We start from the raw sequence: 14,578 nt of genomic DNA on the forward strand, positions 1-14,578 counted from the left end.
CCCCGTACGGACCGGGCGATCGTCACCATCCGCAAGATCGGTCCACGGCAGGCGCCCGGACGGTACGCCGCAGCCGCGCCACGACGGGTTGCCCGAGCAGCAGACCGACCAGTACGAGCCCCAGCCCGAGGCCCTGACGCGGGGTGATCGTGTCGCCCGCGACCAGCGTGCCGAGCAGTACGCCGGTGACGGGGTTGAGCAGGCCGATCAGCCCGACCGCCGCCGCCGGCAGGTGCCGCAGCCCGGCGAACCAGGCCGTGAACGCGACCGCCGTGGCCACCACCGTCACGTACCCGAAGCCGGCGAGGGCGGCGGGGCCGAGCACGGGTGGGGCGCCTTCGGCGAGGCACGCCACCGGTACGAGGAGCACACCGCCGGCGACGAGCTGCCAGGACGTGGACGCGAGCACGTCGACCCGGGCGCTCCAGCGCTTCGCCAGCAGGTACCCGACCGATGACATGAGCATGGCGCCGACGGAGGCGGCCACCCCGAACGGATCCACCGGTACGGCGCCGGTCAGCAGCATCAGGCAGGTGCCGGCGACGCCCACCGCCGCGCCCGCCAGCGCCGGTACGGTCGGCCGCTCGGCCACCACCGGCCACGCCAGCAGCGCGAGTACGACGGGGGAGACGGCCATGATCGTGGCCGCCACGCTGGTCGCCAGCAGGTGCGACGACAGGTAGATCAGTACGAAGAACGCACCGGTGTTGAGCACCCCGAGCACGGCCGACTTCCACCACCAGTCGCCGTGCGGCCGGCGCCGGCGTACGGCGAGGAGCAGCAGGCCGGCGGGCAGCGCGCGGATCGCGGCGCCCCACAGCGGTTTGTCCGCCGGAAGGTACTCGTGGGTGACGAAGTAGTTGGTGCCCCAGGCGACCGGTGCGACGGCGGCGACGAGACTCCAGCGCAAAGTACCTTCCATGGAAGGCAACTGTACCTTCCGCGGAAGGTACTCTGGTGGGGTGAGCACGCCGAAGGACGAGCAGTCGCTGGATCGCGTCGCGCGGATCCAGGCCGAGTGGGCCCGGGAACGCCCCGACCTCGACGTCGCTCCGCAGGGGGTGATCGGCCGCCTGCACCGGGTCGCGTCCCTGCTCACCGACGAGCTGTGCGTCGTCTACCGCCGGTACGGCCTGGGCGAGGGCGAGTTCGACGTACTGGCCGCGCTGCGCCGCGCCGGCGACCCGTACGAGCGGGCGCCCGGTGAACTGGCCTCGTACACGATGGTCACCACCGGCGCGATGACCAAGCGCCTCGACCGGCTCGAACGGGCCGGTCTGGTCGCCCGCCGCGCCAGCGAGCACGACGGGCGCGGCCGGGTCGTCGCCCTCACCGACGCCGGACGGTCGCTCATCGACCGGGCGTTCGCCGAGCACATGCGCAACGAGCGGCGGCTGCTCGACGCGCTCAGCCCCGCCGAGGCCGCCCGGCTCGAACGCCTCCTGACCGCCTGGCTCGCCCGCCTGGAGCAGCCCCAACCCCCACCCACCTGACCGGCCCGCCCAGCGCTCAGCGGGCCGCGGCGGTGACCACGCGGACCACGTCCGGGACCGGGCGGCGGGTGTCGATCTCCAGCGTGGCGCCGGCGCGCAGCAGCGGTTCGACGGCCGCCGTGTCCGCGACGATCCGCGCCCGTTCCGCCGCCGTACGCCCGAACGGGTTGGTCGGGCGGGCCGCGACCCGAGCCAGGAGTACGTCGATCGGCGCGGTCAGCAGGACCACCGCGGCGAACCGCGGGTACCAGCGGCCCTGGTTGGCGACGCAGCCGGCGACGAACAGCGTGTCCGCGGCGTACCGGTCGAGGAGCGCGTCGATGCGGTCGGCCCGCCACAGCCGCTCGGGTTCGGCCCGGCCCGGGACCGGCACGCTCTGCACGTACCCGCCGAGGTCGGTGTCGGCGACCGGGTGTCCGCGCCGGGCCAGCTCGGCCAGTACGGTCGACTTTCCCGCGCCGGACATGCCCGTCACCAGTACCGCCGCCACCTGTCCAGGCTACCTGCGTCCACAGTGGACAGTTGCCCGTACCCCGGCCGGGGTACGGGCGACGGGTGACGGTGCCGTCAGATGATCCGGCGTACCGCGGGGATGCGGCGCAGCAGCCAGGCGACCAGCCAGCTCAGCGGGGCGCCGACGGCGAACAGGAGCACCGCCCGCAGGGCCGACGGTCCGCCCACGCCCATCAGCGCGATCGCCGTCCACACCAGCACGACCGGGTGCACCACGTACACCGCGAACGCCTGGCCGGACACCCACCGGCTGAACCGTCCCGCGGGCCGGTTCGCCCAGCGGCGGAACACCAGTACCGCGAGGAGGGTCGCGGCGACGGCGAACAGCGCCGAACCGGCGGCGAACACCGCGCCACCGACCACGTGGTGCGGGCCCGGCTGGCTGCCCATCGTCACCGCGAACGCGACACCGCCGACGACGAGCGCGGGTGCCGCCAGCGCCGCCCACCAGCCCGGCACCCGGGCCAGCCAGCCGCGCCGGGTGGCGACGATGCCGACCCCGAACATCAGCACGTACTGCGGCAGGAACGTCGGCGACGGCAACCCCACCACCGGCCAGTACGTGCCGAGCGGGACCAGCCACATCCAGCCGTACATCGCCGCGGCGAGTACCGCGGTCAGCAGCGCCACGCCCCACAGCCGGGGCTGGCCGGCCGGCTGCTCGGCACGACGGCGGCGGACCAGCCGCAGCACCGCGTACCCGAGACTGAACACGATCAGTACCTCAAGGAACCAGGTGACGCCGGGATCACCGCCGAACGCGACGAACCGCGCCAGCGAGAACGGCGTACCGGCGGCGTGGTGCTGGCGCAGCTCCTGGATGCCCGACGGCAGCATCGCCAACGGCCGGATCACCAGCACGTACCCCAGCAGCGGCACACCGAGACGCAGCAACCGGTCCCGTACGAACCGGCCGGTGCCCTTGCGGTCCACCGACCCCGGCGCGAACAGCCCCGACAACAGGAAGAACGCGCCCATGAACCACAGCTGGTTGAGCACGATGAACCCGCTCAGCGCGCCCGCCGAGGCGTCCTTGCCGCCGAACAGCACGTACCAGACGGGGATGGAGGCGTAGGTCGCCGCGCTGTGGTGCGCGACCACGAGCAGTGTCAGCGCAACCCGCAGCCGGTCGACCCAGTCCAGGCGGGTTGGCGTGCCGGACGGCCGTACCGCCGGCTGCTGTGCGATCGAGACCTGTGACATGCGTTCAGCCTCGCCGAGCACACCCGGGTGCCACATCGACCACGGCAGCGCCCCGGCCCGCCGGACCGGTCGATCCGCCGTACCGCCCGGGTGGACGGTGCCGATCCACCGATCGGTGGATCCGGGCCGCCGCCGGTGGGTTGCCACCCGCTCCGTACCGGCGTGGACTGGTGGTGGGCGGGAGGAGGACACCATGGTCACGAAGCAGTGGCACGTCGACGTCGTGGTCGACGACACCGACGGCCGAACGTACGCGGAGGCGCGGCTCGACACCGGCGGCCCCAAGCCCATCACCGGGCGGGGCAGGGCCCGCGTCAGCCCGATGGACGAGGACATCCCCGCCATCGGCGCGGAACTCGCGGCGGCCCGCGCCCTGACCGACCTCGGGTACCGGCTGCTGTTGACGGCGGCCGGCGACATCCAGGCCGTCACCCACGAGCCGGTACGCCTCACCCACTGAAACCCCGACTCACTGAAACCCCGACTCACTGAAACCCGCGACTCACTGAAACCCGCGACTCACTGAAACCCGGACTCACTGAAACCCGCGGCTCGGGCGCCGCTGAAGGTCGCGGCTCGGGCGTCGGGCCGCGGCCGATCGGACGTGGCCCGGGATGCGCTGGTCGCGCCTGTGCCGTCCGCCATGTCCGATCGGCTCCGCCGGGAGGCGATCGTGTCGGCCGGCGCCGCGGGGCGCGGTCCTCCGGGCGGTCTGCCCACCCTGTTCGAACCGGCCACCGAACCCTGCATCGCCGATCGCCCCCTGCTGGGAATGGGAACCGAACACGCCGGAAAGGAGCAGTCACGCGCGCCGGCCCAGCGTTCGTAGCGCCAGCCGGACGCACAGCGTTGCGAGCGGCAGCTCGGCGCCGAGCGCCATGGCGACCGCGGTGGCGAAGTCGCCGCCCGTGGCCGCGGTCGTGGTGTCGAACCAGGCGTCCACCACGAGCAGCGTCGCTGTCGCGGCGGCTGTCAGGGCGTACCGCCGGTCGTCGCGGGCGGCGAGGAGGCCGGTGGCGATCAGACCGAGCGCCTCCAGCGTGTCGAGCCCGACCCAGGCGATCGGCCAGTGCGCTGCGGTCGCGGTGGCCGGCAGGCCGGTGGCCAGCACGTACAGCCATGGCAGCAGGGCGAGTCCGCAGGCGACCAGCAGCCGCCCGGCCCGCCGCATGCCCACCGCCGGGCGTGGCTCCGCCGCCTGTTCGTGGAGCGGGATCGCCTCGGCACCGGCCACGTCCTCGTCGCAGCAGGCCAGTTGACGCATCGTGTTCCCCCGCTCCCCGCCGGATCTTCCCTGCACGTACTCCAGCCTCCGGGGTGCACCGGGGCGCCGTCAGTCACGCAGGGTTCCGACCTGGGGTGGAGACAAGTACACCTCCGAACCGGGCGGGAGCGTCATGGCACGGGGATGGCCTGCGGCTTTACCGTGTGCCGCATGCAATTCACGAGGTGGCTGCGGCTGGTGCTGGTCCGGCCGTTCCGCAGGGCGGGACACCGGACCGCGCTCGTCGCCGCCGGCCTGCCGCTCCACCTCGCCGTGGTACCCCTGTGGCTCTGGCTGCTCGGCACGTTGGCGGCGTTGGTACCGGCCGTGGCTCCGCTGCCGCTGCTGCTCACGCTCGTCGTGACGCCCCTGCTGACCGTCGGGCAGCGGCGGCGCTACCGGGCCCTCGCCGGCAAGGACCTCCCGCGCCCCGCCGCACCCGGGCCGGGACGTACGTGGAAGTCGGCGGTGCGCCGGCTGGTCACGCGGGCCTTGTGGCGGCAGGTCTGCTACCACGCCGTGGCGGGCCCGCTGTTCGCCGTCATGGACCTCGCCGTCCTCGCCGTCTGGGCCGCCGGTCTCGTGGCCGCCTCCATCTACGTGTGGATCTGGGCGCTGCCTCCGCACTGGCGTTTCACCGACCTCGGGTACACCACGCAGGCCGCGTACCTCACCGCCGGCGGCCTCGTCCTGCTGTTCCTCGCGCCCCGGCTGACCGGCGCTCTGGTACGGCTGGAGAACCGGGCGGCCGAGGTCCTGCTCGGCCCCAGCCGTACGGAGAAGCTGGCCCGCCGGGTCGCCGACCTCGCCGAGAGCCGGGCCGGCGTGCTCGACGCCGCCGACGCCGAGCGGCGGCGGATCGAACGCGACCTGCACGACGGTGCGCAGCAGCGCCTCGTCTCGCTCGCCGTCAACCTGGGCCTGGCCAGGGCCACCCTCGGCGACCTGCCGGCGGATGCCCGCAAGGTGATCGACGAGGCGCACCGCGAGGCGAAGGAAGCGATCGCCGAGCTGAACAACCTGGTACGCGGCCTGCATCCGGCCGTCCTGGAGGACCGCGGCCTCGACGCCGCGCTGTCCGGGCTCGCCGCCCACCTCCCGATCCCGGTACACGTGGCGGTGAACCTGCCGCAGCGCCCCTCACCCACGGTCGAGGCCGTCGCGTACTTCGTGGTCTCCGAGGCCCTGACGAACGTGGTCAAACACGCCCAGGCGACCCGGGCGGACGTGACCGTGGAACGGATCGGGGAGACTCTGCTGGTGGTCGTCGCGGACGACGGCGCGGGCGGCGCGGATCTCGCGGCGCCCGGCGGCACCGGGCTCGCCGGGCTCGCCAAGCGCGTCGCGTCCGTCGACGGCACGTTCTCCTGCCACAGCCCCGCCGGGGGCCCGACCGTCCTCACCGTGGAGCTGCCGTGCGCGCCGTGATCGCCGAGGATTCCCTCCTGCTGCGCATCGGCGTGGTCAAGGTGTTGGAGGCGGCCGGATTCGAGATGTGCGCGCAGGTCGCCGACGCGGAAGGGCTGCTGGCGGCCGTCGAGGAGCACCGGCCCGACATCGCCGTGGTCGACGTGCGCATGCCGCCCGGCTTCACCGACGAGGGGGTACGTGCCGCGCTGGTGATCCGCCGCCAGTACCCGGGCACCGCCGTGCTGCTGCTGTCGCAGTACGTGGAGGAGCGGTACGCCGCCGATCTGCTCGCCGCCCACACCTCGGGCGTCGGCTACCTGCTCAAGCAACGCGTCGCCGACGTCGAGGAGTTCGCCGAGGCGGTACGCCGGGTGGCGGCCGGCGGCACCGCGCTCGACCCGCAGGTCGTCGCGCAGCTGCTGGTACGCCGGCACAGCGATCCGCTCGACCGGCTGACACCGCGCGAGCGGGAAGTACTGGAGCTGATGGCCGGCGGCCGGTCCAATTCCGGCGTCGCCGCCGAGCTGGTGGTGAGCGAGAGCGCGGTCGCCAAGCACATCAACAGCATCTTCACCAAGCTCGACCTGCCCAAGGCCGACGCCGACCACCGCCGCGTACTGGCGGTGCTGCGCTTCCTGGGCGTCGCAACCGCGTAACGCGCGACCGCTCCACGTGCCGTACCACCGGGGCACCGGCTGGCGGTCGTCCCGCACGCCCCGCTCACGCGCGGGGAACCCACGGTGCTCGTCGTCGTCCGGTACGCCCGCGCCCGTACGGAACGGGCGTTGATCGCGGAGGGCGCCGGATCACGGCGCTGAGCCCAGGCATCCGAGCAGGCCGGGGGGCGGGATACTCGGAGCCCGTCCGCACGATCAAGGGGAGTCATGACAAGCAGGTTCACCGAGTTGGACATCGACTGCCACGATCCGGAGCGGCTCGCGGCCTTCTGGTGCGCCGTGCTGGACTTCACGGTCATCGACCGGGGCGCGGGCAGGGTCGAGATCGGCTCGTGGGAGCCGACCGTCGAGGACATCCGGGCCCGCCAGATGCCGCCCACGGTGCAGTTCATCCAGGTACCCGAGGGCAAGACCGTGAAGAACCGACTGCACCTCGATGTCAGCCCGATCGACGCCAGTACCGACGACGAGGTGACCAGGCTGCTCGGCCTGGGCGCCACCAAGGTCGACGTGGGTCAGGGCCGCGACCGCAACTGGGTCGTCATGGCGGACCCCGAGGGCAACGAGTTCTGTGTGGTGCGCACCCTGGCACCGCAGAACTAGGCGACCACGGGCACCCGTACAGGTCGTGCACGCCGGCGTGGCGATCGCGGCCGGAAGGCGCGGGTCGGCCGATACGGGCCCATCCGGCGAACCCCCGAGCACAGTCCACTATGGACACTACGAGGGCGCCGACGAGCGGTGCGTGGCGTTCGGGCGGCTTTCCGGTGCAACCTTTCCCGGTGCCCAAAATGCCTGCCCCTGGTGGTCCGACGACCGCGCGGCCCTGCGGACTGCCATGCACGGGGGCAAGGGCACCGAGCAGGACCGCGCCGGTTCGGGCAGACCGGCCTGGACAACCGACCCGGAGTACGTGTCCCGCCGAGATCGCGGGGGAGCGGGTCGCTGGCCACCCAGCAGCGCCCTGATCGGACGTCGACCGGGCCTGCCGGTACGCGGCCTGTCGGTCACGAAGGCGCCGCCTGGTCCCCATGTGATCCCCGGCCGGGGCGGCGCCGCGGGTCGGCTGAGTCGGGGGAGTGTCTACTGTGGACACGAAGAACGGCCGTTGACCTGGCGTGATGCCCCGATCAACGGCCGTTCTGATCCGGTCGGGACGGCGGGATTCGAACCCACGACCCCTTGACCCCCAGTCAAGTGCGCTACCAAGCTGCGCCACGTCCCGGCACCGCTGTTTCAGCGGCGACAACAGCGTAGCGCAGGCCGTTCGTCGACCGCGCGGGGGTTCGTACCGGGCTGGGCGGTGTCGGGGCGACGCCGATTCCACTAGTACTAGCTTCCTAGGATGCATTGCGCGACGTGCTCGGGACCACCCGAACCCGGCACGCGCGGCGACGAACGGCGCACCGGCTACGATGGCCATCGCCAACAGGGGGAGTGGCGCGTCCCGACGCGAGGACGCGCGCCGAGTCTCGGCCCGCAGCCGGGTCCGGATGGCCGCGGAGGGGAGGCCGGATGGCACGCCGGTCGGTGTCCACCTCGCCGGCCACGACAGGCCCCGGCCAGGTCGTGTCGCACAAGGTCTTCACCTGGCCGAACCTGGTCAGCCTGGTCCGCCTCGCCGGCGTACCGCTGTTCGTCTACCTGCTGCTCGTCGCGCACCACGACGTGGCCGCCCTGGTCGTACTCGCGGTCGGCGCCGGCACCGACTGGGTCGACGGGCAGCTCGCGCGCCGGCTCAACCAGGTGACGCGTCTCGGCCAGCTGCTCGACCCGGTCACCGACCGGGCGTACATCGTGGTCACGTTGCTGGCGTTGACGGTGCGGGACATCGTGCCGTGGCAGTTCACGCTGGTGCTGGTGATCAGGGAGCTGGCGGTGGGCCTGAGCATGCCGGTCCTCTGGTACCACGGATACCAGTCGCTGCAGGTGCACTACCTGGGCAAGACGGCGACGTTCGTGCTGATGTTCTCGTTCCCGGTGCTGTTGCTGGCGTCGATGGGCGGCTGGCTGGAGGCGGTGGGCCGCCCGTTCGGGTGGGCGCTGGCGCTGTGGGGTGCCGCGCTGTACTGGTACGCCGGGGTGCTGTACCTGATCCAGGCGGTCCGCGTGGTGCGGGTGGCGAGGCGAGGTGGGCGCTGATGGACCCGCTGCAGGAGCCACCGCGCGACCCGACCGGTCCGGGTCCGTCGGGTAGGACGTGGGGCAAGGCGTTCGGTGCCGACCTGCTGGCCCGGCTGTACGAGTCGTCCCTGGAGCCGGGGTACGCGGCTGCCACGGAGCGCCGGCGGCGTTCGGGTCCGGAGCCGCCGTGGCAGCGTCGCATGGGCCGGCTCGGTACGGCGGCGGTGCTGGTGGTGTTCGGTCTGATGGTGGCGGTGGCGTACCGGCACGCGGTGGCCGCGCAGCCGGAGGCGCAGCGTACGCACGACCGGCTGGTGGGTGAGGTGAAGAGCCAGCGGGCGGGGACGGACGCGATGCAGCGGCGGGCGGATCGGCTCCGGGCGGAGGTGGCGCGTGACCGGGACCGGGCGTTGTCGTTGGCCGGTTCGGACGAGTTGTCGCGGTTGCGGGCGCTGGAGGCGGCGACGAGCCTGACGAAGGTGCGCGGTCCGGGGGTGACGGTGACGTTGTCGGACGCGCCGGAGCAGCAGGATCCGGTGACCGGTAAGGCGAGTTCGGAGAATCTGGGTCGGGTGTTGGACCTGGACATCCAGTACGTGGTGAACGAGCTGTGGCATGACGGTGCGGAGGCGGTGGCGGTGGACGGTCAGCGGTTGGGTGCCACGTCGACGATCCGTACTGCGGGGGCGGCGATCCTGGTGGACTTCCGGCCGGTGACCGATCCGTACAAGATCACGGCGGTGGGGCCGGATTCGATGCGGTCGCGGTTCGACTCCTCGGCGGTGGGTGCGCGCTACCGGGACTTCGCGAAGCGGTACCACATGGGGTTCGGTGTGCAGAGTTCGGCGGAGTTGACGTTGTCGGCGGCTCCGGAGCAGCCGTTGCGGTACGCGCGGCCGGTGCCGTCACCGTCGCCGACTCCGTCGGGTTCGGCGTCGGGCTCGGGTTCGCCGTCTCCGTCGCGGTCGGGGGGTGGCCGGTGATCGCGCTGATCGCCCTGGTGGTGGGCGTGGTGGCGGGTCTGGTGCTGGAGCCGAGCGTGCCGGCGGGGTTGCAGGCGTACCTGCCGATCGCGGTGGTGGCGGCGTTGGATGCGGTGACCGGTGGGGTGCGGGCGTGGCTGCGTAAGGAGTTCAACGACAAGCAGTTCGTCATTTCGTTCGTGTCGAACGTGTTGGTGGCGGCTCTGATCGTGTTCCTGGGCGACAAGCTGGGGGTGGGTGCGCAGCTGTCGACGGGTGTGGTGGTCGTGTTGAGCATGCGCATCTTCGCGAACGTGGCGGCGATCCGGCAGACGGTGTTCAAGGCGTGAGCATGGCTGACGATCCGGATGAGGTACGCGAGGAGTCCGAGGAGCGCTCGGAGGAGCCTGCGGCGGGGGCGGATGCCGAGCGGGCGCCCGTGTCGCGGTGGTGGACGCACCGGTTGCCGACGCGTTCGGGTGTGCTGATCGGTGTGTTGTTGGCGTTGCTGGGGTTCGCGCTGGCGGTGCAGTTGAAGGACCGTGACTCGGATCAGGGTCTGGCGGCGGCGCGGCAGGAGGATCTGGTGCGGATCCTGGACGATCTGGATTCGCGCAAGGAGCGGCTGCAGCACGACATCTCGGATCTGAACTCGAAGAAGCAGCAGCTGAATTCGGGTGAGCAGGGCCGTAAGGCGGCGGTGGACGACGCGCGGCAGCGGGCGGACGAGTTGGGGATTCTGGCGGGGACGTTGCCGGCGGAGGGGCCCGGGCTGTCGATCGTGTTCCGGTCGGGTCGGGACGCTGTTGCGGCGAGTGTGTTGCTGGACGCGGTGGAGGAGTTGCGCGGGGCGGGCGCGGAGGCGATGCAGGTCGCCGGGTCCGACGGCCGGACGGTACGGGTGGTGGCGTCGACCGCGTTCGTGGATTCTGGTTCGGGTGTGTCGGTGGGGTCGGCGCGGTTGTCGGCGCCGTACACGGTGTCGGTGATCGGTGATCCGGCGACGATGCAGGCGGCGTTGAACATCCCGGGTGGGGTTGTGGACACGGTGCGGCAGTCCGGCGGTAGCGTGAGTGTCCGGGAGCCGTCGCTGGTACGTGTCTCGGCGACGCGCGCGACGCCGTCTCCGCGGTATGCCCGGCCGGTGTCCTAGCTGGGGCGTTGTCGTACATTGGCGTCTCGGTTGTTGTCGGTGGCCTGGTCGTTTGGCCGTGACTCCTGAGAGGGCTTTCGTGATTCCTGACGATCTGCGGTACACGGCTGAGCACGAGTGGGTGCGGCCGTCGGGTGGCACGGTGCGGGTGGGCATCACTGATTTCGCGCAGGATTCGCTGGGCGACATCGTGTTCGTCGAGTTGCCGGAGCCGGGTCGTACGGTGACGGCGGGCGAGTCGGTGGGCGAGTTGGAGTCGACGAAGAGCGTGTCGGATCTGTACGCGCCGGTGGCGGGGACGGTGACGGCGCGGAACGAGGCGCTGTCGGATGCGCCGGATCTGGTGAACCGGGATCCGTACGGTGAGGGTTGGATGGTGGAGATCGAGTTGGCGGATCCGTCGGTGGTGGCGGGTCTGCTGGACGCGGCGGCGTACGAGAAGATCACCAGCCAGGGCTGAGGTGCCGTTGGCGGTGTGCCGCGGCGTAGTGTGGTAGCGGCTGGTTGGCCCGGGTACGGGTCGGGGTCGTGTGGCCTGTCGTCCGGGTGTGGGCGGTGGTGTGCGCGGCGTCGGTTCTCCGGTCGGCTGGCCGTCTTGTCGGCCGGGTCGGGTCGGCGTGTCCGTCCGTCCCGTTCTCCAGAGCTTGAGGTGGTTCGATGACCCGCCCCGACGACGAGTTCCCCCCGCTCGACGTCACGTCGACGCTGAACCTCGGTGCGCTCGAGGACATGTTGGACAGTGCCGACGCCGATGTTGTTCCGTCCCGGTTGGCGGGTTCGTTGCCGCCGGGTACGGCGTTGTTGGTGGTTCGGCGTGGGCCGAATGCGGGTGCCCGGTTCCTGCTGGATCATGATGTGACGACGAGTGGGCGGCATCCGGACAGTGACATCTTTCTGGATGATGTGACGGTCTCGCGGCGGCATGCGGAGTTTCACCGGGAGGCCGGGGTGTTCACGGTTCGCGACGTGGGCAGCCTGAACGGGACGTATGTCAACCGTGAGCGGGTCGAGACGGCTACCCTGAGCAATGGCGATGAGGTGCAGATCGGCAAGTTCCGGCTGGTCCTGATCGCCGGTCCGAAGGTGGACGACGCGTAGGGGAGTTGGGGTGGCCGAGTCCGAGGGCTCTGCGGCGCGGGCGGCGGATGGTTCGCGTGCGTCGATGAGCATCGGTGAGGTGTTGGCCCACCTGCGTGCTGACTTTCCGGATATGACGATTTCGAAGTTGCGGTTTCTGGAGTCCGAGGGGCTGGTGGAGCCGGAGCGTACGGCGTCGGGTTACCGGAAGTATTCGTGGGACGACGTGGCCCGGTTGACGTACATCCTGACGGCGCAGCGGGATCACTATCTGCCGTTGCGGGTGATCCGTGAGCATCTGGCGTCGATGGACGAGGGTCGGATGCCGCCGGGTGGCGGGGTGTCGGCGCGGCCGCCGTTGGTGGCGGTGGACGAGTTGCCGACGGCGGGTGACTTCGACACCGGGTACGGGGATGCGCGGTTGTCGCGTGCGGAGGTGGCGGACCGGGCGCAGATTTCGGATGCGCAGTTGCGGGATCTGGAGCAGTACGGTCTGGTCGCGGCCCGGTCGGGTTACTACGACGCGGATGCGTTGGAGATCGCGAAGGTGGTCGGCCAGTTGGCGCGGTTCGGGGTGGAGCCGCGGCATCTGCGGGCGTACCGGTCGGCGGCGGATCGGGAGATCGGTCTGTTCGAGCAGGTGGTGGCGCCGTTGGCGCGGCAGCGTGGGCCGGAGGCGCATGCTCGTGCGGCGGAGACGGTGCGGGAGTTGGCGGCGTTGTCGTTGCGGCTGCATGCCGCGTTGGTTCAGGCGGGGTTGCGGGACCAGTTGGGTCGTTGACGGTTCGCGCCGGCGGTGTCGGTGTGGCGGGCTGTGGTGTCGTCGGGGTGAGGGCGTCGGCTGGCCGGACGATCTGTCTCGGGCGCGTGTACCGTGCTAGGAAGACGCGGGATTCCCTGTTCGTCGGTGTGTCCGGCCTGGCGCCGCGGCCGGCGTGGTTGCGGCGGTTGCGGTTGGGCCCGGGTCGTCCGTGCGGGTGGGGACACGTCCGGGAACGACGGAGGCGGCGGTGCAGGAGCTCAGCGTGGTCGGTGTCCGGGTGGAGTTGCCGGGCAACCAGCCGATCGTCCTTCTGAAGGAGGCGGCCGGTGATCGGTACCTGCCGATCTGGATCGGTGCGGTGGAGGCGACCGCGATCGCGTTCGAGCAGCAGGGGGTGAAGCCGGCGCGGCCGTTGACGCACGACCTGCTGCGGGATGTGTTGACGGCGCTGGGTTCGCCGCTTCAGCTCGTGGAGATCACGGAGTTGAAGGACAACGTGTTCTATGCGGAGCTGGTGATCGGTGACGGTGTGCGGGTGTCGGCGCGCCCGTCGGATGCGATCGCGTTGGCGTTGCGGGTGGGTGCCACGATCCGGTGTGCCGAGCAGGTGCTGGAGGATGCGGGCATCGTGATCCCGGACGAGCAGGAGGACGAGGTGGAGAAGTTCCGCGAGTTCCTCGATCAGGTGAGTCCGGAGGATTTCGCCGGCTGACGGCGTTGCCGCGGTTACACTCTCGCGTTCCTGGCCAGCTCTGTTCGGCGTGTCGCGTCGCTTGACGCCGATTCGGCCTCAACCCCCGGTATAGGGTTCGTGTTGTCGCGGGATCACGGCCGGGTTGCCTGTGGTTGACCCCGCGCCGCGGTGTTCCTACCGTCGAGGGTGACGCCACACGCTGTGTGCCGGCGTCGATGCGCCCGGCAGTGTGGTGCGGGGAGGTTGGCACAGTGGACGAGCGGCGATCCGGTCCGCGGGACGAGCTGCGGGTGGGTGCGGAGTCCGGTGTTGTCGACCCGGCCCAGGGTGTGTTGTTCGGTGCGGAGGACGAGCGTCCGCTGGATGCCGACGATGTCGGGTACCGCGGGGTGACGGCATGTCATGCGGCGGGCATCACGTACCGGCAGTTGGATTACTGGGCCCGGACGGGTCTGGTGGTGCCGAGTGTGCGGCCGGCGGCGGGTTCGGGCAGTCAGCGGCTGTACTCGTTCCGGGACATCGTGGTGTTGAAGGTGGTCAAGCGGCTGCTGGATGCCGGGGTGTCGTTGCAGAACATCCGGAAGGCGATCGACCAGTTGCGGTCGCGTGGGGTGGCCGATCTGGCGCAGATCACGTTGATCTCGGACGGCACGACGGTGTACGAGTGCCGTTCGCCGGAGGAGGTCGTGGATCTGTTGCAGGGCGGGCAGGGCGTGTTCGGGATCGCGATCGGTGGGGCGTTCAAGGAGATCCGCGGGTCGTTGGCGCAGTTGCCGGCGGAGCCTGCGGCGGGTGTGGACGATGTGCCGGCGGCGTCGGCGAGTGACGAGTTGGCGGCGCGGCGGGCGCGGCGGCACGTGGGCTGAGCGTTTGTGTACGGACCGTCACGTTCTGCGGTGGCGGGTGCAGGTCGGTGGCGTGGCGGGTTAACGGCCGGTGTCGGCTGGTAGGTTTGGTAGCAGCTGACGACCTGCGTGGGAGAGACCGTCCGGCCGTACGGTCGGGGGCGCCGAAGGGGCAACTCCTCCCCGGAACCTCTCAGGCAAAAGGACCGCGTGGGTAGGCACCTCTGGAGAGCAGGTGTGTCGCGGGCGCGGCGCATCTCACCGACGGGGCAAGCTTTCGGGCGAAGCTCTCAGGTTTGAGGACAGAGGGGGAGGGACCCTGGCGCGGGCCGTTCGGTCCGCATCCGCGGCGACCTCCTGGAGATCGTGATGACCGATCGGGCACCGGTACTCGGCCCGG

Annotated in this window: 18 protein-coding genes, 1 tRNA gene and 2 riboswitches; of the genes, 14 read left to right on the plus strand and 5 right to left on the minus strand. The window is 71.3% G+C overall.

Annotation, left to right across the window (positions count from 1 at the left end; translation table 11 throughout):
• Positions 1-22 precede the first annotated feature (22 nt).
• Positions 23-922, minus strand: a complete 900-nt coding sequence (locus Aru02nite_RS17145; protein WP_203658619.1) for a DMT family transporter — start codon at positions 920-922, stop codon at positions 23-25.
• Between the two features lie 40 nt (positions 923-962).
• Here Aru02nite_RS17145 and Aru02nite_RS17150 point away from each other — a divergent pair, with 40 nt between their 5' ends.
• Complete coding sequence (locus Aru02nite_RS17150; RefSeq protein ID WP_239076740.1) at positions 963-1,493, plus strand: MarR family winged helix-turn-helix transcriptional regulator; 531 nt, start codon at positions 963-965, stop codon at positions 1,491-1,493.
• Positions 1,494-1,509: 16 nt separating this feature from the next.
• On the opposite strand, the gene Aru02nite_RS17155 is transcribed toward Aru02nite_RS17150, so the two are convergent.
• Complete coding sequence (locus Aru02nite_RS17155; protein WP_239076741.1) at positions 1,510-1,983, minus strand: ATP-binding protein; 474 nt, start codon at positions 1,981-1,983, stop codon at positions 1,510-1,512.
• Between the two features lie 77 nt (positions 1,984-2,060).
• The gene (locus Aru02nite_RS17160) at positions 2,061-3,209 is read right to left on the minus strand and encodes an acyltransferase family protein (RefSeq protein WP_203658623.1); all 1,149 of its coding nucleotides are present in this window, start codon (positions 3,207-3,209) and stop codon (positions 2,061-2,063) included.
• Positions 3,210-3,402: 193 nt separating this feature from the next.
• On the opposite strand from Aru02nite_RS17160, the gene Aru02nite_RS17165 reads away from it, so the two are divergent.
• The gene (locus tag Aru02nite_RS17165) at positions 3,403-3,669 is read left to right on the plus strand and encodes a dsRBD fold-containing protein (RefSeq protein WP_203658625.1); all 267 of its coding nucleotides are present in this window, start codon (positions 3,403-3,405) and stop codon (positions 3,667-3,669) included.
• A 342-nt stretch (positions 3,670-4,011) separates the two neighbouring features.
• Here Aru02nite_RS17165 and Aru02nite_RS17170 read toward each other — a convergent pair whose 3' ends face one another.
• Entirely contained in the window at positions 4,012-4,473 is a 462-nt protein-coding gene (locus tag Aru02nite_RS17170; RefSeq protein WP_203658627.1) for a hypothetical protein, read from the minus strand.
• 171 nt (positions 4,474-4,644) lie between these two features.
• Here Aru02nite_RS17170 and Aru02nite_RS17175 point away from each other — a divergent pair, with 171 nt between their 5' ends.
• From Aru02nite_RS17175 to Aru02nite_RS17185, 3 genes are all read left to right on the plus strand, one after another.
• Positions 4,645-5,901, plus strand: coding sequence for a sensor histidine kinase (locus Aru02nite_RS17175; RefSeq protein ID WP_239076742.1), 1,257 nt, complete (start codon positions 4,645-4,647; stop codon positions 5,899-5,901).
• Positions 5,889-6,539, plus strand: coding sequence for a response regulator transcription factor (locus tag Aru02nite_RS17180; protein WP_203658631.1), 651 nt, complete (start codon positions 5,889-5,891; stop codon positions 6,537-6,539). Before Aru02nite_RS17175 ends, Aru02nite_RS17180 begins: the two co-directional genes overlap by 13 nt.
• A 228-nt stretch (positions 6,540-6,767) precedes the next feature.
• Positions 6,768-7,163 (plus strand): VOC family protein, encoded by a 396-nt coding sequence (locus Aru02nite_RS17185; protein WP_203658633.1) that lies wholly within the window; start codon positions 6,768-6,770, stop codon positions 7,161-7,163.
• A 548-nt stretch (positions 7,164-7,711) separates the two neighbouring features.
• On the opposite strand, the gene Aru02nite_RS17190 is transcribed toward Aru02nite_RS17185, so the two are convergent.
• Positions 7,712-7,785 (minus strand) — tRNA-Pro (locus Aru02nite_RS17190).
• A 305-nt stretch (positions 7,786-8,090) separates the two neighbouring features.
• Between Aru02nite_RS17190 and clsA the strand changes: the two genes are divergently transcribed.
• The 9 genes from clsA (at position 8,091) to Aru02nite_RS17235 (ending at position 14,199) form a co-directional block, all read left to right on the plus strand.
• Complete coding sequence (gene clsA / locus Aru02nite_RS17195) at positions 8,091-8,702, plus strand: cardiolipin synthase ClsA (protein WP_373324886.1); 612 nt, start codon at positions 8,091-8,093, stop codon at positions 8,700-8,702.
• The gene (locus Aru02nite_RS17200; protein ID WP_203658637.1) at positions 8,702-9,667 is read left to right on the plus strand and encodes a DUF881 domain-containing protein; all 966 of its coding nucleotides are present in this window, start codon (positions 8,702-8,704) and stop codon (positions 9,665-9,667) included. Before clsA ends, Aru02nite_RS17200 begins: the two co-directional genes overlap by 1 nt.
• Entirely contained in the window at positions 9,664-9,996 is a 333-nt protein-coding gene (locus Aru02nite_RS17205; protein ID WP_203658639.1) for a small basic family protein, read from the plus strand. The genes Aru02nite_RS17200 and Aru02nite_RS17205 overlap by 4 nt, the downstream gene beginning before the upstream one ends.
• 2 nt (positions 9,997-9,998) lie before the next feature.
• Entirely contained in the window at positions 9,999-10,799 is an 801-nt protein-coding gene (locus tag Aru02nite_RS17210; protein WP_203658641.1) for a DUF881 domain-containing protein, read from the plus strand.
• Positions 10,800-10,878: 79 nt separating this feature from the next.
• A complete protein-coding gene (gcvH, locus tag Aru02nite_RS17215; RefSeq protein ID WP_203658643.1) occupies positions 10,879-11,259 on the plus strand; it encodes a glycine cleavage system protein GcvH in 381 nt (126 codons plus the stop codon).
• Positions 11,260-11,456: 197 nt separating this feature from the next.
• The gene (odhI, locus tag Aru02nite_RS17220) at positions 11,457-11,897 is read left to right on the plus strand and encodes an oxoglutarate dehydrogenase inhibitor Odhl (RefSeq protein WP_203658645.1); all 441 of its coding nucleotides are present in this window, start codon (positions 11,457-11,459) and stop codon (positions 11,895-11,897) included.
• A gap of 64 nt (positions 11,898-11,961) precedes the next feature.
• Positions 11,962-12,657, plus strand: a complete 696-nt coding sequence (gene ftsR / locus Aru02nite_RS17225) for a transcriptional regulator FtsR (RefSeq protein WP_203658647.1) — start codon at positions 11,962-11,964, stop codon at positions 12,655-12,657.
• Between the two features lie 229 nt (positions 12,658-12,886).
• On the plus strand, positions 12,887-13,351 hold the full coding sequence (locus tag Aru02nite_RS17230; protein ID WP_203658649.1) for a bifunctional nuclease family protein: 465 nt from the start codon (positions 12,887-12,889) through the stop codon (positions 13,349-13,351).
• A 311-nt stretch (positions 13,352-13,662) separates the two neighbouring features.
• The gene (locus tag Aru02nite_RS17235) at positions 13,663-14,199 is read left to right on the plus strand and encodes a MerR family transcriptional regulator (RefSeq protein ID WP_239076751.1); all 537 of its coding nucleotides are present in this window, start codon (positions 13,663-13,665) and stop codon (positions 14,197-14,199) included.
• 99 nt (positions 14,200-14,298) lie between these two features.
• Positions 14,299-14,397: riboswitch (glycine riboswitch) on the plus strand.
• Positions 14,398-14,494, plus strand: a riboswitch (glycine riboswitch).
• The last annotated feature ends 84 nt before the right edge of the window (positions 14,495-14,578 follow it).

This window comes from Actinocatenispora rupis (assembly GCF_016861975.1).
GTDB lineage: Bacteria > Actinomycetota > Actinomycetes > Mycobacteriales > Micromonosporaceae > Actinocatenispora > Actinocatenispora rupis.